Genomic DNA, 23351 nt, shown 5'->3' on the forward strand with positions numbered 1-23351 from the left:
TAATGAGCGAAAACGAAAAAAATTTATATAAAGATAATACCGGAACCTATAAGGGTTCCGATATTCAAGTTTTGGAAGGATTGGAGGCCGTTAGAAAGATACCCGGAATGTATATAGGTTCAACCGGCATAGAAGGACTTCACCATTTAGTTTACGAGGTTGTGGATAACAGCATCGACGAAGCATTGGCCGGCTATTGTAAAAATATATATGTCCGCATCAACATTAACGGCAGTATTACCGTAGAAGATGACGGAAGAGGGATTCCTGTGGATATTCACGAACCCCAGGGTGTTTCCGCGGCACAGGTTGTTCTTACCGTACTTCATGCCGGAGGCAAGTTTGATAAAAAATCATATAAAGTATCCGGCGGTCTTCACGGCGTCGGCATCTCCGTCGTGAACGCTTTATCGAAAAGATTGGATATGGAAATATACAGAGACGGTTATGTTTATAGGCAAAGTTATAGCAAAGGCGTCCCGCTCGGCAAACTTGAACAATGTGAAAAGACCACAAAAAGAGGAACATCCATAACCTTTTCACCCGATGACGAGATTATGGAGGTTAACAGCTTTGATTTTGATATATTATCAAACAGACTAAGGGAGCTTGCCTTTTTAAATGCAGGCATACATATAAATATTATAGACGAAATCAATAATAAATCACATGACTTTAAGTATGACGGCGGCATTAAATCTTTTGTCGAATATATAAATCAGAATAAAAGCGTCATTATAAAAGAACCGATTTTAATATCGGCAAAAAAAGACGATGTTATAACGGAAATCTCCCTTCAATATAACGACGGCTATTCCGAAATATTATATTCGTATGTAAACAATATCAACACAAAGGAAGGAGGGACGCATTTAGTAGGTTTTAAATCCGCTTTAACAAGGGTTATAAATAATTATTACACGGCAAATTTAGCTAATTTCAAAGATAGAGGCGGCAAACGCAACGAAGTTATTCAAATTTCAGGCGATGATGTAAGAGAGGGTTTAATCGCCGTTATAAGCGTTAAAATGCCCAATCCCCAGTTTGAAGGCCAAACTAAAACTAAACTCGGCAATAGCTTCGTTAAAGGTGTCGTTGAATCCCTTGTAAATGAAAAGCTTGCCGAATTTTTTGACGAAAATCCCCCTGTTGCAAAAATAATAGTGGAAAAAGCATTAGATGCCTCAAGGGCAAGAGAAGCTGCAAGAAAAGCAAAGGAACTTGTCAGGAGGAAAAGTTTATTAGATTTTTCATCTTTACCCGGAAAATTAGCCGATTGCCAGGAAAAAGACCCTTCACAGTGCGAAATATATATAGTAGAAGGGGACTCGGCAGGCGGCAGCGCCAAACAGGGGCGGGATAGGAAATATCAAGCTATACTACCCTTAAAAGGAAAGATATTAAATGTCGAAAAAGCCAGACTTGAAAAAATGCTGGGTTCAGAAGAGATAAAAATATTAATTACCGCCTTAGGCGGCGGAATCACCTCCGGTTCTAAAAAAGAAGAAAGTTTTTTTAATTTAGAAAAACTGAGATACCATAAGATAATCATAATGACCGATGCCGATGTCGATGGATCGCACATCAGGGCATTGCTGCTTACTTTTTTTTACAGATATATGAAAGAAGTTATAGAAAACAGTTATCTTTATATCGCTTTACCGCCGCTTTACAGGATTAAAAAGGGTAACGGCGAACATTATCTTAAAGATGAGGAATCCCTAGACGAATATCTCTTAAACGAGTCCCTTAATTCTTTAAGTGTTTATAGAAAGCCGGAAGGTTCGAACAAAGAACATATTTTAGATAAAAAATGGATTAAAGATGCGATTAATAAAATAAAAGCTTACAAGAGTTTAATCGATAAATTAAGTAAAATCCATATAAATAAAAAGATAGCGGAATACTTAATAAACGGCGATTTTATCGCAAACGATCTATTGATTGCCAAAGAGCAGGGGGCATCCCTCGGCCCAAAATATTCAGGCAAATTAGCCATGTTAATTAATGATTTTCAAAGCCTGAATTGCAATATAAGCGTCACAGGCGATGCCGATTTTGAAGACTATTTTAAAGTATCAATTCAATACGATAACTTTAATCCCCTTACTTATATCGATAAAAAGTTTTTAGACTCCATCGACTACAAAACAATTTATAATTTGGACAAAGAGATAAAATCCTTAGATTTTTCCAATTTGGTTGTTGTAGTAGAATCCAGAAAGTTTGAAATAAAAAATCCTGATGGATTTTATGACATTATTAAATCAAAAATTCCCCAAAATATTTCCATTCAAAGATATAAAGGTCTTGGAGAAATGAACCCGGAGCAACTCTGGCAAACAACTATGAACAAAGAGACGAGGACATTAAGAAAGGTTAATATAAACGACCTTGTGGAGGCAGATGGAATGTTTGACATTCTGATGGGCGATAAGGTTGAGCCGAGGCGTAAGTTTATTGAAGACAACGCCCTTAATGTGGTAAATTTGGATATTTAGCTTTAAAGAAGGGACGCGTTTTTATTTACTCCGGTTTTTGTTTATCGCTTTTAGCCTTCGACCTTTTCGTTGGGATTGTTTTGGCTGTTGTCGTTTGCACAGGTTTTTTTGAGCGGGTTTTTGACGCTTTGCCCGGTTTTCTTTTTGCCTGCCGTTTCTTTTTGCCTGCCGTCTTTTCGCCGGAAATCAGGTTTGGGGATTCCGCCTGCGGTTGCTCTTCGTTATTCAAAGGATTAATTTGATCTTTTAAATCCGAAGATGCTTTTTTAAACTCCCTGAGTCCCTTACCGAGAGTTTTGCCAAGTTCCGGAAGTTTCGTGGGACCGAATATTAATAGAGCAACTACGATAATAATAAGTATTTCTGGCGTTCCTATTCCAAACATTTTTTATTTCCTCTATAGAAAATTATATAATAATTTATTAAAATATTCAAATGGAACCCAAATCCTGATTTAGAAATTTATTTAATGGATTCCTGCCTACGCAGGAATGACAATAACGGAATTTTACTTTTTACCCAACTGGTGTCATTCCCGCGAAAGCGGGAATCCAGATTTACTTAACATTGGAATATCTAAAATAGTTTCTAAATCTGGATTTGGGTGAAAGGACTGAAATGTTATTCGTAAACGATATTTTCTACAGTATTCAGGGCGAATCTTCCTTTGCCGGTTATCCGTGTAAGTTCGTCAGGCTTGCGGGCTGCAACCTTAAATGTTCTTATTGCGATACCGAAGAGGCTTTAACGACCGAAAATTCCAGAAAACTATCCGTAAGCGAAATTGTTAATGATTTAAGTAAGATAGGCGGAAAAATAAGGCTTGTGGAGATTACCGGCGGCGAACCCTTAATTCAGGAAGCCGTTTATGGATTATTCGATGAATTGATAAAATTAAATTATACGGTATTATTAGAAACCAACGGGTCAATAGACTTAAAAAGCGTTCCCGGGCATGTTGTCAAAATTGTCGATATAAAATGTCCTTCAAGCGGTTTTTCCCATAAGAATAATTATAAAAATTTAGATTATATTACTGCAACGGATGAGCTGAAATTTGTTATAGGAACGGAAGATGATTATGCCTTTGCTAAAGATTTTTTAAAAAATAACTTGATAAAAACATCAAAAATTATATTCTCCGCGGCCTTTGCCGCTATGCCTTCGAAAGATCTGGCATTAAAAATATTAAAAGATGAATTGAATGTCAGGCTGGGGATACAGCTTCACAAAGTTCTGCAATTAAAATAAACCCGGTTTACGGCATCATCCTTCCACCCTTGCCCGATAATGTCATAATATTATTAAAAACAAAAATACAGATACCCGAAAACTCCATTAAGGCAAAAAAGCTAAGGGCTGAAATAGAATAAAATCCGGAAGACCCGTCTTCTGAAATAATCCATGTAAAAGCCATACCGATTAATCCTATATTGGTAAGGTAAAATTGAACCGTTACGAGTATTTCGCTATAAAGTTTAAAGCCGCTGAAACGGGGCAAAACATGATAACCCACGGAATATATCATCATAGCGATGAATCCTAACAAAAGAAAATGAACATGGGCTAAAAGCAAATAGTTAACCCACGGAGGATAAATTGCCATAACTAAGCCGAGACCCGCCCCGATAATTAAGTATAATAAAGAGGCTATGGTAAAGTATCTTATTACTGGACTCATTTGGAGGTTATTATATCAATTTAATCTTTTAATTTTTATGATTAATATCACAAATTTTTAGACTTATAATAAAGGCAATAGCCTTTCAGAAAGCAATCGGCGCATTTCGGATTTTTGGCAATGCAGTAAGTTCTGCCGTGATAAATAAGCCAGCGGTGCATTTTCATCCAGAGATTCGGAGGAATTATTGCGGTAAGGTCGTCCTCTGTTTTTTCGGGGGTTTTCTGGCTCACAAGCCCGATTCGATTTGCAACCCTGAATACATGGGTATCTACCGGAAACCGTTCTTCATTGAAGTAAGTGCCGAGTATTACATTGGCGGATTTTCTTCCGACTCCCGGAAGGCTGACTAACGAATCGAAATCCTTGGGAACTTCGTTATTGAAATTTTCGGTAAGTATTTTAGAGGCTTCTATAAGGTTTTTTGCCTTGTTGTGATACATGCCGCAGGTTTTAATCTCTTCTTCAAAATCTTTTAAATTTTTTTTGGCGAGGTCTGACGGTTTAATGTAGCGTTTAAACAAATCTGCGGTAATTATATTAACCCGTTTATCGGTACATTGGGCAGAAAGAACCACTGCTATTAAAAGCTGAAAGGCGTTGTTGAATTTTAAAAAGGGCTTTAGTTCTCCGTAATTTTTTTCAAAAAGTTTTACTATACCGCCTATATTCTTTTTTGCAAACATAGAATTAAGCATTTAGATATAATATATAATTATAATATCTCGAATACATTAAAGAAATATGGAATTTCGAATTTTGCGGATTCCAAAGAGTCGGAGCCGTGCACCACATTTCTTTCAATGCTTTCGGCATACATTTTTCTTATAGTTCCTTCCTTTGCGTCTTTCGGGTTTGTTGCCCCCATTAACTCACGATTTTTTAGAATAGCATTTTCAGCGGATAATACGATAAGGACGACAGGCCCTTCCGTCATAAAAGAAACTAAGCTGTTAAAAAAGGGACGTTCTTTATGGACATAGTAAAACCCTTCCGCTTCGCTTTTCGAAAGATGGACCTTTTTTATGGCCTTTATCTCAAAGCCGTTTTCCTCGAATAATCTAATAATATTTCCCGTTAACCCGTTTTTCACGCCATCCGGTTTTATAATGGAAAGTGTCCGCTCTATCATTTAATGTACCTCTTTATTTTAATATTATTTATTATTTATTGTTTTTAGTTTCTTTTGCAAATCCACTGTCATTCCGAAGGAAGCAGGAATCCAGAGTTTACCCTGTTATCTATTTGTTATTCTTAATTTCTTTTGCAAGCCTGAAACCGATTTCTATAGCTTTTTTGTTATAATCTTCAAAACCCTTAGGCACCCTTTTCATCAATGCCTGCTCAATCGACTCGTGAGAAACTATGCCGGAGAGTTCAACGAGAACGCCCAGCGCAATAATATTTAATCCTAAAAGCTTTCCCAGTTCCTCCCTTGCGGATTTAACCATATCGATAACATAAAGTTTGCCCTTAGCATTTGAAAAATCCGCCACAAGTTCTTTATCGGCAATTACGATGCCGTTATCTTTAACATCCTTGATATACTTGGTAAAAGACTCCTGCGTTAAGGCAACCATATAGTCAACCATTGTTGCCTTCGGGTATTCGATAGGGCTATCCGATATAATAACCTCGGATTTGCTGGAACCGCCCCTCGCTTCGGGGCCGTAAGATTGGGTTTGAACGGCATTTTTGTTTTCGTATATCGCAGCCGCATCTGCCAGTATAATGCCTGCAAGGATTAAACCCTGACCGCCGGAACCCGCAAATCTAAACTCAGTCCTGTCACTCATATTAAGTTATCCCCTTTTGTTTTTGTAAAATTATTAAAATTATTATTTTATTTTTATCGTTTCTAATTTTTTGTAATATTCCCCGCAAAATTCGGGCATATCTTTTTTTTCGAATAAAATGCCTGTTTTAAACCTGCCTGCCAAATCTTCCGGCGTCATATTTTCTGCAGACCTTGCAGGAACCGCCTTTTCCTTTTGATATTTAATCATTTCTACAGGGGATTTCATTTTATTTCTCCTTCCGTAAGAAATATGGCAGTTAGTGATGACATCGAGGACGGAAAAACCGGTATGATTCAATGCGTCAACCATAAACTTTTCAAGTTGAACTGCGTGGTAAGAGGTGGATCTCCCGACCCATGTCGCGCCGGCGGCTTGAGCCAGATTGCAGACATCGAACGGCGGTTCGATATTTCCGAAGGGCGTCGTAGTCGAATAGCTGTCTAAAGGCTGAGTGGGGGAATACTGCCCGCCTGTCATTCCGTAGGTGTAGTTGTTAAAAACGATTAAAGTCATGTCTATATTTCTTCTCGCGGCATGTATAAAGTGATTTCCTCCGATAGCAAGAGCATCGCCGTCTCCGGAAATCGTAATGACTTTGAGTCTCGGCTTGTACATTTTTATCCCGATAGCAAATGTCAATGCCCTTCCGTGGGTTGTATGTATCGTGTTGAAATCGACATAACCCGGAAGCCTCGAAGCGCACCCTATGCCGGATGTAATGACTACCTCGTCCTTGGAATAGCCGGACTTGTCGATTGCTCTTAAGAGCGCTTTTAAAATAATTCCGTCTCCGCATCCCGGGCACCATATATGAGGCAATGTGTTTTTTCGCAAATATTTATTATAATCGAATTTTGTTTTTATCATTTTGTATCTCCCGTAAATTAAGATTAAATCAAGGCAGCCTAATTTTAAATTAATAATTAATAAATTGTATAATTATATTTTTGAAATCTCTTTAATCTTTTCATATATCTGATCGGGCGTGATAGGTTCGCCGCTGACCACATTTAAACCATAAACCGACGAGCCGCAGGCATTTCTTTGCACCTCAAAAATAATTTGACCCATATTCATTTCGGGAACCAATATCTTTTTTATTTTCTTAGAAAGTTTAGAAACCTGTTCATCGGGAAACGGCCATATCGTAATAGGCCTGAACATGCCCGCCTTTATGCCTGCGCTTCTTGCCATCCTGATAGCCTGCCGGGAGGAGCGGGAGGTTGAACCGTAAGCTACCAAAAGTATATCGGCATCCTCTGTTTGAAACTCCTCGAACTTTTCAATATCCTTGATATTTTTATAAATCTTGTCCATAAGCCAGTTTTGAGCGTTTTGGATGACATCGGTTTTTTGGGACGGGAAGCCGGTTTCTCCGTGGATCAGCCCCGTAACATGATAGCGGTATCCTTCGCCCATCGGCGCTAAAGGGGTCACTTTTCCGCTCGTGTAGTTATACGGGTTATACTTTTCGGGCGGGACGCCGGGTAATTTGACATCTATTATCTCGACATCGTTTTTATCGGGAATAACAACTTTTTCTCTCATATGCCCGATGATTTCATCGGTTAAAATAAGGACGGGGGTTCTATATTTTACAGCCAGATTAAATGCGCGGATAGTTTCATAAAGCGATTCGTTGACGCTTGAAGGAGTAATGGCTATAATAGCATGGTCCCCGTGCGTTCCCCATTTTGCCTGCATAACATCGCCCTGGGCAGGAAGCGTCGGCAAGCCCGTGGAAGGTCCGCCCCGCATAACATTTATAATAACACAGGGAATTTCGCACATCGAGGCATATCCGATGTGCTCCTGTTTTAAAGAAATTCCGGGCCCCGATGATGCCGTGATAGCTTTTGCGCCGCCCAGCGCCGCCCCAAGGACGGCGCCTAAAGCGGCAATTTCATCTTCCATTTGAAGAAATACTCTCCCGATTTTCGGAAGTTTGCTCGATAAAATCTCTGCTACTTCCGAAGACGGCGTTATAGGGTAACCCGCAAAAAAATCGCACCCGGCTATAACAGCGCCTTCGGCAATTGCTTCATTCCCTTGCATAAGTTTTATGTTTTTAGTCATTTTTTATCTTATTCCTCCGTTACTGACTAGATTATTTATCTTATCCTTCCACGCTAATCGAAAAGTCCGGACACAGATATTCGCAAATATTGCATTTAGTGCATTTGGAAATATCCACAACTTCCGCCACCTCTTTATTCATAACAAGAACCTGTTCGGGACAGAAAGCGACGCAAATTTCACACCCCTTGCAGTAATTGACGATAATGTCGATTTTAACGGCGCCCTTTTTGCCCGTCCCCGAGACTTCCTTAACGGTAAGGCTGTTTTTTGTTTTGATTTCGGTTGAGCTGCGCTGATCTTCGATTTCTATGCCCTCGCATACATTATAGTTCGTGAGGGTTACCGTTTGGCTATTCAAGTTTTTGTTCTCTTTTTCAGGCACATTAGCCTCCTACAAAAATGTTAATTAATTAAAAATACAAGCAGCATTAATTCTACAAATTTAAAGCCTTTTTTACGGTTTCGGCAATAATGGACGGATTATCGGCAATAAAAACCCCGTTTTTTTCCATTGTTTTAAGTTTTGCAGATGCCGTGCCTACGCCGCCGGAGATTATTGCGCCCGCATGCCCCATTCTTTTGCCAGCAGGAGCGGTTTTTCCCGCAATAAAACCTATGACGGGTTTTTTCATATTTTTTTTGACGAATTCCGACGCTTCCTCTTCGGACGTTCCGCCGATTTCCCCGATCATAACAACGGCTTTTGTTTCGCTATCATTTTCGAACATCTTTAAAAAGGTTATAAAAGGAGAGCCTATTATAGGGTCGCCCCCGATACCTATGCAGGTGGTTTCGCCAAGCCCTGCTTTTGTGAGCTGATTTACCGCTTCATATGTCAGGGTTCCGCTTCTCGACAAAACCCCGATTTTACCCTTTTTATGAATAAACCCGGGCATAATGCCGATTTTACACTCATCCGCGGTAATAATTCCGGGGCAGTTGGGGCCAATCATTATAGATTCCGAACAGTTTAAAGCATCTTTAACATTTAGCATATCCATTACGGGTATCCCTTCGGTTATACAAACAATGAGCGGAATTTCAGACTCTACCGCCTCGATTATGCTCGAAGCCGCAAAACCTGCGGGGACAAAAACCATAGTAGCGTCGATCCTGTGCTCTTTTTTGGCTTCGTCGATCGTATTGTAAACAGGCACGGAATTGTTAAACAGTGTTTTGCCTTTGAAAGGAGTAACGCCTGCAACGATATTTGTGCCGTATTCAAGGCACTTCAGGGTATGAAACGACCCCTCCTTGCCCGTAATTCCCTGAACCAGAACATTGGTATTTTTATTTACAAGAATGCTCATATTTTGATACCCTTAATATTTATTTTGTATTTTTATACTTTATATTTTATACTTTATAATTTCAAATTAGCCGTTTACGATATCCGAAATCTTTTTTGCGCCGTCTGCGAGGCTTTCCCCGACTATAAAATTCATTCCCGAACTTTCTATTATTTTAGCGGCAATGTCGGCGTTCGTGCCCTCGAGCCTGACGACTACGGGCAGTTTTAACCCGATATTTTTGGCTGCGGCGACAACCCCTTCCGCAACCATATCGCATTTGACGATTCCGCCGAATATATTTATAAATATTCCCTTGACATTTTTATCGGATAAAAGGATATTGAATGCCGTTTCAACTCTTTTAGTATCGGCGGTTCCGCCCACATCTAAAAAATTGGCAGGCATTGCGCCAAACTCCTTAATCGTATCCATCGTAGCCATGGCAAGTCCCGCACCGTTTACCATGCATCCGACATTTCCGCTTAATTTAATGTAGTTAAGCCCGACGCTTTTTGCCATGACTTCCAGTGGCTCTTCCTCATCCTCGTCGATAAAGTCGTTAAAATAAGGATGCCTTATAGATGCATTATCGTCTAATATGATTTTTGCATCCAATGGAATAAATGCGTTAGCCCCCGTCAGTATTAAAGGGTTAATCTCGAGCATAGACATATCTTCTTTAATAAAGGAATCGTATAAGAGATTTACAAGGTTAGAAAAATCGTTGTAAAGGGTTTTTTCAATGCCGAGGAATAAAAGCATCTTAAGTACATGAAAGGATTTCAAGCCATGACACTGGTTTATCGAGACGGTTAAAATTTTTTCGGGCGTGTTTTTGGAAACCTCCTCTATTTCCGTGCCGCCTTCCGCGCTGAGAACAAAGGCAATGGACGCGGTTTTTCTATCTATCGTAAGGGACAGGTAAAACTCTTTAATTATTTCGGCGCCTTCCTCTATAAGAACCTTTCTGACTATTTTGCCCTCTTTGCCCGTTTGAGCGGTAACCAGTGTCATGCCGATCATTTTCTCGGCAATAGATTTGGTTTCGACGGCAGATTTTGCAATTTTAACGCCGCCCGCCTTGCCTCTCCCTCCTGCATGAACCTGCGCTTTTACGGCACAGACGGGGGAGGATAATGTTTGATATGCCTTATATGCCTCTTCACCGTTACGGCACAAGATAGACCTGAGGGTTTTAATGTTGTGATTATTTAAAATTTCCTTTGCCTGATATTCATGAATATCCATAGTAATAATGTCCGTTTATAAGTTTTTAATTTTATTTAATTTATTTAATCGTTATCAAAGCTTAATGCACTCCAGATTAAAATCTATTGTCATTCCCGTCTGCATCAAAGACATGCTTTGATAAACGCAGACGGGAATATCTGCGAAGGCAAGAATTCATTTTGCGTGAATATTTTATATTGCAATGCTATATTTGTTTTCATATCGTTTTCTGCCTTCTTCGTACAGGTCTCCCCCATATACATCGTTTACGACGATAGCCGGAAAATCTTCGACTATAAGCTCGCGGACGGCTTCGGACAAAAGGTCTTCGTATGCGATAACCTTATTGGATTTTATTGATTTAGAAATTAAAGCCCCTGCTCCGCCGATAGCGCCGAAATACACTGCCCCGTATTTTCGGATCGCTTCTTTCACTTCATTGGATCTTTTGCCTTTGCCTATCATGCCCTTTAAGCCAAGCTTCATTAATGCGGGGGCGTACTTATCCATCCTGTAACTTGTGGTCGGTCCTGCCGCGCCGATAACCTCGCCCGGTTTTTCAGGGGTTGGTCCGACATAGTAAATAATCTGCCCTTGAATGTCAAACGGCAGAGGCTTATTTTCCTCTATTAATTTAATCAATCTAAAGTGAGCCTGATCCCTTGCGGTATAAATTACCCCGCTTATTAAAACCTCGTCGCCCGTTTTCAGGCTTAATACCGTGTCGTCTGACAGGGGCGTAGTTATTTTTTTAACGCTCATTTTGCTTAGAATTATATTATAATAATGTTGCAATAGTTAATTAATAAATTAATAATAATTCGAAAACAGGGATAATACGGAAATATAGTAAATTAATGAGATAAATTGATAATTTATATTGTTATTTCGGCATGCCTGTGCGAATGGCATTCGATATTAACGGCAACGGGAAGGCTTGCAATATGGCACGGTTCTTTAATTATATGAACCCCGAGAGCCGTGCAAATCCCGCCAAAACCCATCGGACCCGTTCCGATGTTATTTATCCTTTCCAATATTATTTTTTCCATTTCATCTAATTCTTGATCGTTGTTTTTCTCTCCCAATTTTCTAAAAAGGGATTTTTTTGCAAGAATGGCAGACCTTTCAAAATTGCCGCCTATGCCGACCCCGATAATGTTGGGAGGACAGGGGTTTGGTCCCGCCGCCTGCATTATTTGAACGACAAAATCCATAATGCCGTCTTTTCCGTCCGAGGGACGCATCATCTTAATTCCGCTCATATTTTCGCTTCCCCCGCCCTTTGCCGCGTACATTATTTTAAGTTTATCCCCGTTCGTAAACTCATAATGTATTATCGCAGGCGTATTGTCTCCTATGTTCTTCCTTGTTAAAGGGTCGCATGTAGATTTTCTTAAAAATCCTTCGGAGTACCCCCGCCTTGTGCCCTCGTTTATAGCATCCGTTAAGTTTCTGCCTTTAACCGCAACATCTATCCCGATTTCCACAAAGAAAACGGCAAGTCCCGTATCCTGGCATAGAGGCTTATTTTCGGTTTTTGCGACCTCCGCGTTTAACAGTATCTGGCGCAGTACGGTTTTTCCGGATTCGGAAATTTCTTTTTCAAAAGCCTGCTTAAGGCCTTTGTAGGTATCTTCGGGCAAGCTGACGCTTGAATTAATAATTAAATTTTTAACGGTGTTTGATATTTCTTCGGATGTTATAAACCTCATCAATAAAATATTCCCTTTGAATTCAATGTTATAACTATTTTACACATTTAAAAAATAATTTCAAGTAAAAAATAAACCGTGATTATAAATTTTGATGAACGCAAAAACTGTTTGTCATATCGCAGGCATTAAATTCGGGCTGAATGACAACATGATTTATATTGAATTTTTCTTCGAGCGCATCCTGAATGTTATCGATAATACAGCATATGTCGGATGATTTAACGACGGTTTCCTCGACAAGAATATGCGCGCTTAATAGCTTAAAAGATTTTGACATGCTCCATATATGGAGGTCATGAACATTTTTTACCCCCCGCGTTTTAAGTATTTCTTCCTTTACCTTTTCAAAATCAATCTCTTTCGGTACTCCTTCCAACAATATATTTATGGTTTCGTTTATGACGGAGAATGCGCCTATCGCAATAATCGGGGAGACTATTAAACTTATTATAGGGTCAATGTAATAAAATTTTGTAAAATAAATAATTATTCCGGCGGCTATAATCGCTATTGAAATTAAGGAATCCCCAAGTATATGGAAAAAAGAGCTTTTAAGATTTAAATTGCTATGAATATCTTTATGGATTCTAATGCCTATTATGATATTTATAACAAGGCTTATTAAAGGGAAAATAATCATAATGCCCGAATTAACCGTTTCCGGATGAACAAGCCTTAAATAACTTTCATAAATCAATATCAAAGATATCACTAAAAGTAAAGACGAATTAAAAAGCGCCGCAAGTATTCCCATTCTGTGGTAGCCGTATGTATTTTTTTCGGTGGGCGTTTTTCTTACCTGCATTTGGGCAAACCATGCCAGAAGAAGCGATGACGCATCGACTAAAATATGGCCGGAATCCGAGTATAACGCCATACTTTTCGATATTACCGCTCCGCTAAATTCCGTAATCAGTATAAAAATAGTAAGCAGAAAGGCTATTTTTAAGTTTTTTTCGGATCTAAAGGCCTCGCCGTTTAAATTTAGCGAATGGGAATGGGCATTATCATCGTGCGGACGGTGATGTTCCGCATGCCCGTTACGGGTATGCAAGGTAAATTCGCCTGATTTTATTTTTACTATATCTTCCATAATAATAAAATATCCCCCGATAATAGGTAAAATTATAGCATATTATATGATTATTTTAAAATTAATTTAATTTTCCAAATTGATAAGCGTGTTTAAAATAATGTATAATACTAAAAATAATGGAAAAAAAAGAAAAAGAAACGATAACGCTTTTGAGCCTTTCACATTTTTTTTGCCATGTCGCCATACTTACATATCCGGCAATTTTAATACTTATTAAAGATAGATTTCATGCAAACTATGAAACGCTTGGAGCCGTTGCGGGGATATATCTTTTTTTGTTCGGCGCGGGTTCTTTGCCTATCGGTTTTATAGCCGATAATATTAATAAGAAACGTATTTTAAGAATTTATCTGCTGGGGATGGCCGTTTTTTCTTTTATGGCCGCCGTTTCAGGTAATTTCTATGTTTTTGCCGTTTCCGTTATTTTTATCGGGTTTGTCGGCAGTATTTATCATCCCGTGGGCTTAAGCATGATGTCTTTTATCGGGAGCGATAAGCTGAGGGCATTTGCAATTCACGGTATCGCGGGGACGCTTGGCGTGGCTTTAAGCGCAGGCTTTGCCGGAATGCTGGGCTATTTTTTCGGGTATAATTTTCCGTATTTAATACTCGGCATTATATTTTTATTGCTTTTTATTTTATCATATTTATTAAAAATAGATGTCAACGATGCTAATATTAATAGTTTAAAAGATAAAGATAAAGATAAGGATAAAGATGGCCATGCCTATGCTAATAAATTCGATTATAATAAAAATGTAAAGGGGAAAAGGAATAGTAAAATTAAGATTGCGATAAATGATTTTGTTAAAGAATTTTTCCATTTTAATTTAATTTTAATTTTTATTGCCGAATTTTTAAACGGATTTGTGTTTCAGGGGGTTTTTTCATTTTTGCCCGCTTATGTCGGGATTGAATTAAAAAACTACCTGTTTTTTCATAATCAGGCAGCTGCCGCAGGCGGGTTTTTCGTTACGATTGCGCTTATCGTAGGGGTAATTTTCCAGTATAACAGCACGAGAATCACAAAAAATTACAAACCGAACAAAGTTTTTTCCTTATTAATATTAGTGAGCGGCATATTTCTTTTAATATCCGGTTTTACCCATAATATTTTACTTTTTATATCTATTCTGGCATTTTCGGCATTTAATTTTTCCCTGAATCCTATCTCAAACCTTATGATAAGCCAAAATGCTCATGAGAAGTATAGAGCGACAGCTTACGGGATATTTTTCTTTGCGGGCTTCGGAATAGGTTCCGTTGCCGCTCCGATTGGCGGCGTCATTGCTCAAAGGTTTGCCCTGCACTGGATATTTGTATTATTCGGGTTTGTAATGATGCTTTCTTTCGCGATATCCGGCTTAATTAAAGACGGGCAGTATGCATAATATTTTGTACCTTGGCAACAGATGCCGTCAACCGCGGATTTTGCACGCAACGGCAATCTATCGCGTACGGTAATTGTGCTTGTTTAGATGGTACGCGATAGGTAAACGCCTCTATTGTCTCGATTACAGAAAGGACATTCCCGCAATTTTATTATTTTTAATTACGGTTTTAATATATACGGCTTTTCCGCTTTTCAGCATTAATTTCCACATATAAAACTTAAGCCCCGCTTGTTTTAATGCAACCAAGTATTTAATATCGTAGCCGTTTTTTAATTGTAATTTATTATTTAGAGAGTTTGACACTTTATCGAAGCTGGCTTTGCTTATGATGCTTTTAAATGCGGGCGAGGATGTTTTAATGAATTTGGTATAATTTTTTTTTGCCAGAGCATTGACCGCTTTCGACACCACTTTTTTAACGGCCTTAATCTTATCGGGACTTACATATAACTTTGCCGGCTTATTGGCATTATTAATGGAAGGAGCGTTAGTAGGAGGCGGAGCATATGGCTGGTTATCAGGCTGCGGCGGGGCATACCGGCTTGAAGAATGGGGACTTGCCGGGGGCATCGGCGCCTGCCCCTGCGAATTTAACAAATTAGCATTGGCATTGACACTAAATGCCAAAAGCGACATCAAAGCAGTTAAGTAAATAAATAGTTTCATTTTGAACCTCCATTGAATTAGTTTGATTTAAGTTTGATTAACTTAATGGATATGTATTATAATTATGCGGCAAGCATACGATAGAAAAGAAAAAGAAAAATATCGCAACGGCAAAAATTAACAGCCGTGAAACAATTCTTTATGGAAAATTGCATATAAAGCACCTCTATAAGAAATTATTATCGGTAGTCGAGAAGTCTGGATAAAAAGCAATGTATGCGGAAATTAACATTTATTACTGCTTAAATTTAAATAAATGTTAATTTTCAAAGATCGACAAACAAAGTAGGATAAAAATAAAACAACTTTAATAACTGCTATTGTTATTTAGGTTATCACAAAAATTATGGCGTGTCAAATGTAAGACGACAATGCTGGTTTCATTTTTTATTTTTTTGTAAGAGCCGGGCAAGTTTAAGCCTTTAGGCAGGATTAAGTACCTGCCCAGCCAAGTAAGTGATAAAATACCATCTCTTTTGCTAAATCAGTTTCTATATCTGAAATAGTATTTATGTCCAATTTCCCATTTTTTCCAGATAAGATATAACGTCGGCAATAAAAGCAGGTTAAGTATCGTAGCCGTGATCATCCCGCCGACCATAGGCGACGCTATGAATTTTGTCATTCTTGCTCCCGTGCCGTAGGCGAACATTGCGGGAATAAGCCCGATGATGATGGACATTGCCGTCATAACGATAGGGCGGAGCCTTAATATCGAGCCTTTGATTACTATCTGCTCTATGTCGGCGCCGGCTTCGTAATCATTATGGAACGTAAGCTCCAGTATGGAAATCATAACCACGCCTATTTCCGTCGATACCCCCATTGCGGCGATGATGCCGACCCATACGGCAATGGACATCGTTATATGTATAAGGTAGAGATACCAGAACGCTCCGACTAACGCAAACGGTATCGAAAAAAGCGCCAGAAGCGATAACGGTACGGATTTAAAATTAAAATATATCAAAAGGAAAATAATAAATATTGTTATTGGAATTATGACCATAAGCTTGTTGTTTGCCCTTTTGAGGGATTTATATTCGCCGCTTATATTATATGTATAGCCCTTGGGAAATTTAACATATTCATTAATCATTTTTTTAGCGTTTTTAGCCCATAATACCATATTGGGCGTGTTTAAAGTTATATCGACGGTGTCGTCAGGCGTTCCGCCTTGGGAAGATATGAAAGACGGACCGAGTTCATACTTTATAGATGCAAGTTCTTTCAAAGGTATAAACCCGCCGTCGGTTTTTACCAGTATGTTTTTCAGAGATTTTAAGTTATTTCTATAGGCATAAGGGTATCTGACCGAAAGCGGATAACGGGCTAATCCGTCGTAAATAGTGCTTATCGTCTTGCCGCCCGCAGAGGAGTCTATAGCTTCGTTTATGTTTTTAAGCGATATTCCGTAAAAACCCATAGCATCGGCATTCGGCTTAATTACTATATATGGTCTATTATAAACTCTTTCGGCATATGCGCTCAATGTTCCCTTTACCATTGAGGCGGCTCCGGCAACACCCTCAGCCAATTTTTGCAGGGTTTTTACATTGGAGCCGTATATTTTGATTCCTATAGGCGTCCTTAAACCGGCAGACGTCATTTCTATCCTGTTTTTAATGGGCATAGTCCATACATTTTCGAGGCCGGGTATATTTAACGCTTTATTCATTTTATTAATAAGCTTTGAGGCGGTCATGCCGGCAGGCCAGTATTTCCTTCTTTTTAAAACTATCGTCGTTTCGGCCATGCTTAAAGACGCCGGGTCGAAAGCCGTATTTGCCCTGCCCGCTTTACCGGTGACCATTTTTACTTCCGGAAATTTTTTAATGAGCCTGTCTTCTATCTGTAAAAGCTGTGCTGCATCGGTGTAAGAATAACCCGGAGTAGAGGAAGGCATATATAAAAGCGTTCCTTCGTTTAAGGGCGGCATAAACTGCGAACCGAGCCTGACAAACGCAAAGTATCCGCTTGCCAAAACAACAAACAGCATAGCCAAAAATACAGCCTTATGTTTCATGACAAATTTTAAAACGGGCGAGTATAAAAAAACTAAAAATCTGTTCATAGGATTTTTGTCTAAAGGCATTATCCTGCCTTTAATTAAATAAACCATAAGAATAGGCACGAATATAACGGATAGAACAGCCGCAAAAATCATCGAAAATGTTTTAGTGTATGCTAAGGGCCTGAACAATGCACCTACTTCGCCGGTTAAAAAGAAAATGGGCAGAAATCCCACGGCTATAATAATAAGCGAGTAAAAAAGCGGTTTGCCCATCTCTTTTGCCGAATCCACGATGCAGAGTTTTTTTGCATCTTCCCTGTTTTCCATGCCGCCGTATGGACATTTTTCGGGCGCGCGTTCTAAAATTTCCAGATGCGCATGGGCGTTTTCAATCATTACTATAGCGGAATCGGTCATTGCGCCGATTGCAAGCGCTATGCCGGAAAGAGACATGATGTTCGCGCTTATGTGGAGCATATACATAAGAAAAAATGCCCCGAGAATAGCAAACGGAATCATTATAACTATAACCAGGGACGACCTTAAATGAAACAAGAAAAGCATAATAACGAAAATAACTATTAAAACTATCATAATAAGCGTGGTTTTAAGCGTAGAAACGGAACGGTGAATAAGTGTGCTCTGGTCGTATGTAGTTATTATTTTCGCGCCTTTCGGAAGAGAGTTTTTAAGTTCTTTGAGTTTATTCTTCACGGCGGCGATTACTTTCAGCGTGTCGGAGCCCTGGTCTTTTATTACGACTCCGCCTATCATCTGTCCTTTGCCGTTTAGGTCCGATATAGAACGGCTTGAAGCAGGCACCAATTGAACCGTTCCTATGTTTTTGACCAAAACAGGCGTGTGGGCTGCCGTCTCCCCCACGACTATGTTTCGTATCTGTTTTAAATCGTGAAGATAACCTTTGACATAGATTAAGTGGCTTACCCCCGACGAAGAGTTTATGATTCTTGCCCCATTATCGGAGTTGGAAGATTTTATATTATTAATTACCCGAGATAACGACAAATCGTAATACTGAAGCGCTTTCGGATTGACCGTAACCTGATATTCTTTATTCCAGCCGCCGTAAGTCGCAACCTGCGCCACTCCCGGCACGGTTTCTAAGGCATATCTGAGGAAATACTCCTGATAGGAATATAAATCCGCCAAACTCTGATTATGCGCTTTGTCTATTATCGCATACTGGTAAACCCAGTCCACTCCGTTTGCGTAAGGGCTTAAAACAGGTGAAACGCCCGGAGGAAGCAGTTTTTTTGCCTGAGAAAGATATGTAAGTATCTGCGCCCTCGCCCATCCTAACGAGGTACCTCTTTTAAATACGACCGTAACAAAAGAGGTACCGTACATAGAATTTCCCCTCACCTCTTTAACCCTCGGAGCCGAAATAAGCGAGGACTCTATGGGGTAGGTTACCTGAAGCTGGACTATGTTCGGCGGCTGTCCCGGCCACGCCGTTTTAATGATAACCTCTGAAGGCGCTATGTTAGGAAGGGCATTAAGCCTTATGTTGTGAATTGCGTAAACCCCGCCGAGCCCCAGAAATAACATAAAAACAAAAACCAAAAACTGATTATTTATGCAGTAATCTATTATTTTATTTATCATATATATTCCCCGGTATTTTAAATAACATCTTAATATTAATATTAAATTTTAAATTTATTACTCTTAAGCATCGCTTTTGTCACATTCCGGGCATACCGGTCATAGAAGAAGTCTTTTTTGGCCGGCCACTGTTGTTTGATATTGCCTGCGTTCCTGCCTTAAAAGAAGTCTTTTGCGATAAATTTGAATTGTTTGACATTCCAGACATTCCGGGCATTCCCGCCATAGAACCGGTAGTCTGCGACAGATTGGAGTCGCTCGACATAAGAAAGGTTCCCGATACGACGATTCTCTCGCCGTTTTTTAAGCCCGATATTACCGGATAATAATCGCCGTATCTTGTCCCTATAACGACATATTTCGGCATAAAATATCCCTTTCCTTTATAAACGAAAACCAGCGGTTTTGCCCCCGTAATAAGAACGGCAGATGTAGGAACCGCAATAATCTTTTCGCTTTTAATCATAATTTCGGCGTTTCCGTACATACCGGGTTTTATTTCGCCTTTTGAATTGTTAAAAACAAGCCTGACCTCGTTAACCCTTTTTTTGCCGGCAAGATAAGGGTAAATAAACGAAACCCTGCCGTAAAATACCCGCCCGGGATAAGCGTTAAATCTCACCCTTACCGTTTCCCCCGTTTTTACGAAAGGCATATCCTTTTCATAGACCCATATGTTCATCCATACGCGGCTCAGTCCTGCCAGTTTATAAAGCGGCTGTCCCGCATTAAAATAACTTCCGGAAAAAATAGATTTTTTCAAGAAGACGCCGTTTACCGGCGAATAAACCGTCGTGTTCGTTAAGATAAGCATTCCCATTTTTAGCATGTTCAATTGGCTGTTTGTTACGCCGAACTGTTTGAGCCTGAAGACGGAGGAATTTAAAAAGGATTTAGCTTCATTTTTGCCGAAATTAAAACCGGATTTTTTTAATTTTATATAATTTTTATAAGCAAGTATGAAATCATTTTCGCTGTTGACCAACTCCGGACTGTAAACCGTAAAAAGGGGCTCTCCTTTATAAACGCTCATACCGGGTTTATTTATAAAGAGGTTTTTGACGTAACCGCCGTATTTCAATGTTACGGTTTTTTCTAAAGGAACGCCGTAAGCAACCTCGCCTATAGTTTTAATTTTTCTCGTCAATTTCATTAATTTTACTTTTCCGACTTTTATACCGTAAAGCTGTCTTTGAATCGTGCTTACCATTACCCCGCCCTTAGCCATTTTCATCTTAGGTTTTGCGTTTACGCTTTTTCCGGCGGGAATCCTGTTATCCGTTCCGGTAAATATACCCGTATTTCTAAAAATTATAACGGTAATAATGCCGCCGAGAATAAAGGCGGATAAAAATACTAAGATGTTTTTAGCGTTATTTGAAACTTGACCGCTTCGCTCTCGGCCTTCGGCCTCGTGAAATTTTTTCAAAATTTTCATTCTAATAAACTCCTTAATTTTATTTCTTTGATTTTTATTGTATTTTTCCCATAACCTGTTCGAGACGGGATTTGTCTATATAATATTTTGCATTATATGTATCTCTTTTAAACTCCGAATCGATTAACTTCCTGAAACTGTCTAAAAGCGGGAATGCGGACGACCTTTTTACTTCAAAAGATGCCGTTTCGGCTTTAAAAAGAAGTTTTGCTTCGGGAACATACAGGCTTTCGTATAATCTATAATTATTTTTGTTTAAACGCATATCTTTTGCATATACTTTAATGTTTTTTATAATGCGCAGTTTTTCCCAGCTAATATCGTAAATAGACGCAAGCCTGTCCTTTTCGGCTTTATTTATCAAAGGTTTTTGATAGGAATTAAAATATACGGGCAGGGATAACCCGACCGAAGCCGATAAAATGGGAACCATCGAATATCTGTCCCCGTAACCGGCTTTAAGATAAAAATCGGGAAGATACGATTCCTTTGCATATGCGGTTTCATAATCCGATTTTTTGGCGAGATATTTTAGCGATTTTAATTCCGGATTAAATTTATATGCCGTTTTTATATCTTCTTTTTCGTTTAATTTATCTTTCGGGGACATGCCCGTTTTTGCCCCCTTTTTTTCCTCCGATATTTTCGGCAGTTCGGCGCGGCTGGATTTAATATACGAAACTTTTAACCCTGTGAGTTCGCCCAGTAAATAAATTAATTCAGCTTTGGCTTTATTAAGCGAAAACAATTCCGATTTCAACGATGCGTCTTCCAGCATAGTCCTGATATAAGCCGGAGCGGAAGCGCTTCCCGTGCCGTATTTTTGGGAAATATCTTTAAGGATTATATTTAAAAGCAGCCTGTTATATTTCACCACAATAATCTGTTTTTCTAACAAAGCAAGATTATAATAGGTTTCCTTGACCAAATAAGCGGTATTAATTTTTAATGCTCTTGTTTTTGCTTTTGACGACATATAGGAATACTTATTTATTTGGCTTTTTGTTCCAAGTTTCGAAGGAAAGGGTATCTTCTGGCTTATACTGAAGCCGATATAGCTCATCCCATTAACCCCGATTCCGGGATTATTAAACCCGTTTGCGTCGGTAAGCCCTATTCCTGCCACCGGTTCCGGAAGGGCTTTTGCAATAGCAATTTCTTCTTTGCGCCCTTCAGCCTTCAGAGCGGATGAAGTTATATCAGGATTTTTCAAGGCATTTTTTATAAGCATTTTTAAAGACAATGCGTCTGCCGCATAAGACCTGCCGCCGTAAAAGATTAAACCTGTTAAAATGACAAAGAAAGAAAACAGGATTAAAACCTTTCGCTTTAACCAGCATAAATTAAATATATTCATATTATTTATTCTCCATAATTAATATAAAATCCTAATCCTGCAATACTGCACGAGAACTTCGCTTAATCCCCCGCCCCGCCTTGTTATGGCGATGCGTAAGGAGTGCGGGATTAGGGTAAAATTTTGAATAATCTCTTTTTATTATTTTAAGGATTCGAGATACTTTGCCAGTATGCCGATATTCTTTGAGGACATATTTTTAAAAGAAGGCATAACAGCCCTGTATCTAACCCCGCTTAAAGTTACTACGCTGTTTCTCTTAAAATGCGCGGAGGGGTCGGCTATCTGGGTCGCAATCCATGAAAAACTTCTTATAGAGCCGATATGCGATAGATTGGGCGCATCGTTGCCGCCGGCACCTAAGCCGTTTATCGTATGGCACATAAAACAGCCTTCATAATGGAATAAAGCCGGTCCGGTTTTTACACCTTTATATTGGGGAAACATCCTGTGTCCCATATTATTTACCTCTTTTCCAGTCATGTTATTGCCCATGCCCATCATTCCGTTCATCATGCCGCCGTTACCGCCCATCATTCCGTTACCGCCCATGCCCATCATTCCCTTATTGCCGCTGGTGTTAGCCGCACCCTGAGCATAACTAAATTTCGCTAAATAAATCCCTGCAATAACCACTATAACTAACAGTACCGATAATATCGAAACAGTTACAAATTTCTTGTTATGCAAATATTTTGTTTTCATAAAGAACTCCCTTCTTGTAATTTAATAATTTAATTATGTTAATTTTAATTTGCGAGCATCTTAAACATAAACATAGGATGATAGCATAAGATACAATAATAGATAAAACTATAGCGGATCATATCTTAAGCTGACGAACTTATGTTCGATGCATTTGCGATAAAGATTGGCTGTTTAATTTAACTAAATAAGGTAAGGCTGTTTTGAGGGGGATGGGGTATATCGGAAGAAAAATGTTTAATATAGGATTTTCCCGGGGATGAGATTGTTTTAACAAAACTACCGTAATAAAATGATACGGGATAATAAGTGGTTGGTAAATTCTGACATTCTACGCAGGTTACGTAAGACTGCAAATTTAACTCATTGGAATTTGGCGAAACGGTTTTAAAAAAAGTAAGCGGAGATGCTTTTTGCACCCCTTGCACAAGTTTCCCCGCCGCCTGTCCCGCCTGCATCGTATTCATAGACATTCCCGCCTGCATCGGGGACATTATCATCGGAGCATTAAACATGGAGCTTATTTCGGGAGCTCCGATTAGAGAAAAAACCGCAATAGCGGCAAGAGGAAAAAATAGAAAAAACTTATATTTTTTATTCAAAAGTATTTGGATTTTCATATTACATATATTATTATATATACATTACATTGGAAAGAATATCACCTGCCATAGGAAATGTCAAGGATATTCTCGGCCTTTGGGCCTTTGTAAGACAACAATATATGTATGGTAGGCACGAGCATAATCCCGCCT

At 39.1% G+C, this 23351-nt stretch carries 22 protein-coding genes; 3 read left to right on the forward strand and 19 right to left on the reverse strand.

Going from position 1 to position 23351, the window contains the following annotated elements; translation table 11 throughout:
• The first annotated feature begins 2 nt into the window (after nt 1-2).
• Nucleotides 3-2501, forward strand: a complete 2499-nt coding sequence (gyrB, locus tag EVJ47_03715) for a DNA topoisomerase (ATP-hydrolyzing) subunit B (GenBank protein RZD15390.1) — start codon at nt 3-5, stop codon at nt 2499-2501.
• Between the two features lie 25 nt (nt 2502-2526).
• Here the strand turns inward: gyrB and EVJ47_03720 are convergent, their stop codons facing one another.
• Nucleotides 2527-2886, reverse strand: a complete 360-nt coding sequence (locus EVJ47_03720; GenBank protein RZD15391.1) for a TatA/E family twin arginine-targeting protein translocase — start codon at nt 2884-2886, stop codon at nt 2527-2529.
• 233 nt (nt 2887-3119) lie between these two features.
• Between EVJ47_03720 and EVJ47_03725 the strand changes: the two genes are divergently transcribed.
• Nucleotides 3120-3752 (forward strand): radical SAM protein, encoded by a 633-nt coding sequence (locus EVJ47_03725; GenBank protein ID RZD15392.1) that lies wholly within the window; start codon nt 3120-3122, stop codon nt 3750-3752.
• A 7-nt stretch (nt 3753-3759) separates the two neighbouring features.
• On the opposite strand, the gene EVJ47_03730 is transcribed toward EVJ47_03725, so the two are convergent.
• The 12 genes from EVJ47_03730 to EVJ47_03785 all read right to left on the reverse strand — a co-directional run bounded on the left by EVJ47_03730 (nt 3760) and on the right by EVJ47_03785 (nt 13393).
• A complete protein-coding gene (locus EVJ47_03730; GenBank protein RZD15393.1) occupies nt 3760-4182 on the reverse strand; it encodes a hypothetical protein in 423 nt (140 codons plus the stop codon).
• A gap of 47 nt (nt 4183-4229) precedes the next feature.
• Complete coding sequence (nth, locus tag EVJ47_03735; GenBank protein ID RZD15394.1) at nt 4230-4868, reverse strand: endonuclease III; 639 nt, start codon at nt 4866-4868, stop codon at nt 4230-4232.
• Between the two features lie 29 nt (nt 4869-4897).
• The gene (locus tag EVJ47_03740; protein ID RZD15557.1) at nt 4898-5311 is read right to left on the reverse strand and encodes a nucleoside-diphosphate kinase; all 414 of its coding nucleotides are present in this window, start codon (nt 5309-5311) and stop codon (nt 4898-4900) included.
• A gap of 112 nt (nt 5312-5423) precedes the next feature.
• Nucleotides 5424-5978, reverse strand: coding sequence for a 2-oxoacid:ferredoxin oxidoreductase subunit gamma (locus tag EVJ47_03745; protein ID RZD15395.1), 555 nt, complete (start codon nt 5976-5978; stop codon nt 5424-5426).
• Between the two features lie 42 nt (nt 5979-6020).
• Nucleotides 6021-6848: a 2-oxoacid:ferredoxin oxidoreductase subunit beta gene (locus tag EVJ47_03750; GenBank protein ID RZD15396.1), complete on the reverse strand. Its 828-nt coding sequence runs from the start codon at nt 6846-6848 to the stop codon at nt 6021-6023.
• 72 nt (nt 6849-6920) lie between these two features.
• Nucleotides 6921-8057 (reverse strand): 2-oxoacid:acceptor oxidoreductase subunit alpha, encoded by a 1137-nt coding sequence (locus EVJ47_03755; GenBank protein RZD15397.1) that lies wholly within the window; start codon nt 8055-8057, stop codon nt 6921-6923.
• Between the two features lie 40 nt (nt 8058-8097).
• Nucleotides 8098-8271, reverse strand: a complete 174-nt coding sequence (locus EVJ47_03760) for a 4Fe-4S dicluster domain-containing protein (protein ID RZD15558.1) — start codon at nt 8269-8271, stop codon at nt 8098-8100.
• A gap of 223 nt (nt 8272-8494) precedes the next feature.
• Nucleotides 8495-9370, reverse strand: a complete 876-nt coding sequence (gene sucD, locus EVJ47_03765; GenBank protein ID RZD15398.1) for a succinate--CoA ligase subunit alpha — start codon at nt 9368-9370, stop codon at nt 8495-8497.
• Between the two features lie 66 nt (nt 9371-9436).
• The gene (locus EVJ47_03770) at nt 9437-10600 is read right to left on the reverse strand and encodes an ADP-forming succinate--CoA ligase subunit beta (protein ID RZD15399.1); all 1164 of its coding nucleotides are present in this window, start codon (nt 10598-10600) and stop codon (nt 9437-9439) included.
• Between the two features lie 174 nt (nt 10601-10774).
• The gene (locus EVJ47_03775; GenBank protein ID RZD15400.1) at nt 10775-11344 is read right to left on the reverse strand and encodes a Fe-S-containing hydro-lyase; all 570 of its coding nucleotides are present in this window, start codon (nt 11342-11344) and stop codon (nt 10775-10777) included.
• 113 nt (nt 11345-11457) lie between these two features.
• Nucleotides 11458-12297 carry a fumarate hydratase gene (locus tag EVJ47_03780; protein RZD15401.1) on the reverse strand — a complete coding sequence of 280 codons (840 nt, stop codon included), beginning with the start codon at nt 12295-12297 and terminating at the stop codon, nt 11458-11460.
• Nucleotides 12298-12379: 82 nt separating this feature from the next.
• Nucleotides 12380-13393 (reverse strand): cation transporter, encoded by a 1014-nt coding sequence (locus EVJ47_03785; protein RZD15402.1) that lies wholly within the window; start codon nt 13391-13393, stop codon nt 12380-12382.
• A gap of 119 nt (nt 13394-13512) precedes the next feature.
• Between EVJ47_03785 and EVJ47_03790 the strand changes: the two genes are divergently transcribed.
• The gene (locus EVJ47_03790) at nt 13513-14787 is read left to right on the forward strand and encodes an MFS transporter (protein RZD15403.1); all 1275 of its coding nucleotides are present in this window, start codon (nt 13513-13515) and stop codon (nt 14785-14787) included.
• 123 nt (nt 14788-14910) lie between these two features.
• Here EVJ47_03790 and EVJ47_03795 read toward each other — a convergent pair whose 3' ends face one another.
• From EVJ47_03795 to EVJ47_03820, 6 genes are all read right to left on the reverse strand, one after another.
• Nucleotides 14911-15456 carry a hypothetical protein gene (locus EVJ47_03795; protein RZD15404.1) on the reverse strand — a complete coding sequence of 182 codons (546 nt, stop codon included), beginning with the start codon at nt 15454-15456 and terminating at the stop codon, nt 14911-14913.
• Between the two features lie 484 nt (nt 15457-15940).
• Complete coding sequence (locus tag EVJ47_03800; GenBank protein RZD15405.1) at nt 15941-19096, reverse strand: efflux RND transporter permease subunit; 3156 nt, start codon at nt 19094-19096, stop codon at nt 15941-15943.
• Nucleotides 19097-19175: 79 nt separating this feature from the next.
• The gene (locus EVJ47_03805; GenBank protein ID RZD15406.1) at nt 19176-20534 is read right to left on the reverse strand and encodes an efflux RND transporter periplasmic adaptor subunit; all 1359 of its coding nucleotides are present in this window, start codon (nt 20532-20534) and stop codon (nt 19176-19178) included.
• A 34-nt stretch (nt 20535-20568) separates the two neighbouring features.
• Nucleotides 20569-21891 (reverse strand): TolC family protein, encoded by a 1323-nt coding sequence (locus EVJ47_03810; protein RZD15407.1) that lies wholly within the window; start codon nt 21889-21891, stop codon nt 20569-20571.
• 141 nt (nt 21892-22032) lie between these two features.
• Nucleotides 22033-22596 carry a cytochrome c gene (locus tag EVJ47_03815; protein RZD15408.1) on the reverse strand — a complete coding sequence of 188 codons (564 nt, stop codon included), beginning with the start codon at nt 22594-22596 and terminating at the stop codon, nt 22033-22035.
• Nucleotides 22597-22775: 179 nt separating this feature from the next.
• The gene (locus tag EVJ47_03820; protein ID RZD15409.1) at nt 22776-23216 is read right to left on the reverse strand and encodes a hypothetical protein; all 441 of its coding nucleotides are present in this window, start codon (nt 23214-23216) and stop codon (nt 22776-22778) included.
• Nucleotides 23217-23351 lie beyond the last annotated feature (135 nt).

The organism is Candidatus Acidulodesulfobacterium ferriphilum, assembly GCA_004195035.1.
GTDB lineage: Bacteria > SZUA-79 > SZUA-79 > Acidulodesulfobacterales > Acidulodesulfobacteraceae > Acidulodesulfobacterium > Acidulodesulfobacterium ferriphilum.

What these genes read in the sequence shown, in the direction of transcription:
- EVJ47_03750 (RZD15396.1), bottom strand. Translation starts at nt 6,848, where the DNA reads ATGATAAAAACAAAATTCGATTATAATAAATATTTGCGAAAAAACACA.
- nth (RZD15394.1), bottom strand. Translation starts at nt 4,868, where the DNA reads ATGTTTGCAAAAAAGAATATAGGCGGTATAGTAAAACTTTTTGAAAAA.
- gyrB (RZD15390.1), top strand. Translation starts at nt 3, where the DNA reads ATGAGCGAAAACGAAAAAAATTTATATAAAGATAATACCGGAACCTAT.
- EVJ47_03780 (RZD15401.1), bottom strand. Translation starts at nt 12,297, where the DNA reads ATGAGGTTTATAACATCCGAAGAAATATCAAACACCGTTAAAAATTTA.
- EVJ47_03805 (RZD15406.1), bottom strand. Translation starts at nt 20,534, where the DNA reads ATGAAAATTTTGAAAAAATTTCACGAGGCCGAAGGCCGAGAGCGAAGC.
- EVJ47_03800 (RZD15405.1), bottom strand. Translation starts at nt 19,096, where the DNA reads ATGATAAATAAAATAATAGATTACTGCATAAATAATCAGTTTTTGGTT.
- sucD (RZD15398.1), bottom strand. Translation starts at nt 9,370, where the DNA reads ATGAGCATTCTTGTAAATAAAAATACCAATGTTCTGGTTCAGGGAATT.
- EVJ47_03785 (RZD15402.1), bottom strand. Translation starts at nt 13,393, where the DNA reads ATGGAAGATATAGTAAAAATAAAATCAGGCGAATTTACCTTGCATACC.
- EVJ47_03755 (RZD15397.1), bottom strand. Translation starts at nt 8,057, where the DNA reads ATGACTAAAAACATAAAACTTATGCAAGGGAATGAAGCAATTGCCGAA.
- EVJ47_03810 (RZD15407.1), bottom strand. Translation starts at nt 21,891, where the DNA reads ATGAATATATTTAATTTATGCTGGTTAAAGCGAAAGGTTTTAATCCTG.
- EVJ47_03820 (RZD15409.1), bottom strand. Translation starts at nt 23,216, where the DNA reads ATGAAAATCCAAATACTTTTGAATAAAAAATATAAGTTTTTTCTATTT.
- EVJ47_03815 (RZD15408.1), bottom strand. Translation starts at nt 22,596, where the DNA reads ATGAAAACAAAATATTTGCATAACAAGAAATTTGTAACTGTTTCGATA.
- EVJ47_03790 (RZD15403.1), top strand. Translation starts at nt 13,513, where the DNA reads ATGGAAAAAAAAGAAAAAGAAACGATAACGCTTTTGAGCCTTTCACAT.
- EVJ47_03745 (RZD15395.1), bottom strand. Translation starts at nt 5,978, where the DNA reads ATGAGTGACAGGACTGAGTTTAGATTTGCGGGTTCCGGCGGTCAGGGT.
- EVJ47_03795 (RZD15404.1), bottom strand. Translation starts at nt 15,456, where the DNA reads ATGAAACTATTTATTTACTTAACTGCTTTGATGTCGCTTTTGGCATTT.
- EVJ47_03720 (RZD15391.1), bottom strand. Translation starts at nt 2,886, where the DNA reads ATGTTTGGAATAGGAACGCCAGAAATACTTATTATTATCGTAGTTGCT.
- EVJ47_03730 (RZD15393.1), bottom strand. Translation starts at nt 4,182, where the DNA reads ATGAGTCCAGTAATAAGATACTTTACCATAGCCTCTTTATTATACTTA.
- EVJ47_03725 (RZD15392.1), top strand. Translation starts at nt 3,120, where the DNA reads ATGTTATTCGTAAACGATATTTTCTACAGTATTCAGGGCGAATCTTCC.
- EVJ47_03770 (RZD15399.1), bottom strand. Translation starts at nt 10,600, where the DNA reads ATGGATATTCATGAATATCAGGCAAAGGAAATTTTAAATAATCACAAC.
- EVJ47_03775 (RZD15400.1), bottom strand. Translation starts at nt 11,344, where the DNA reads ATGAGCGTTAAAAAAATAACTACGCCCCTGTCAGACGACACGGTATTA.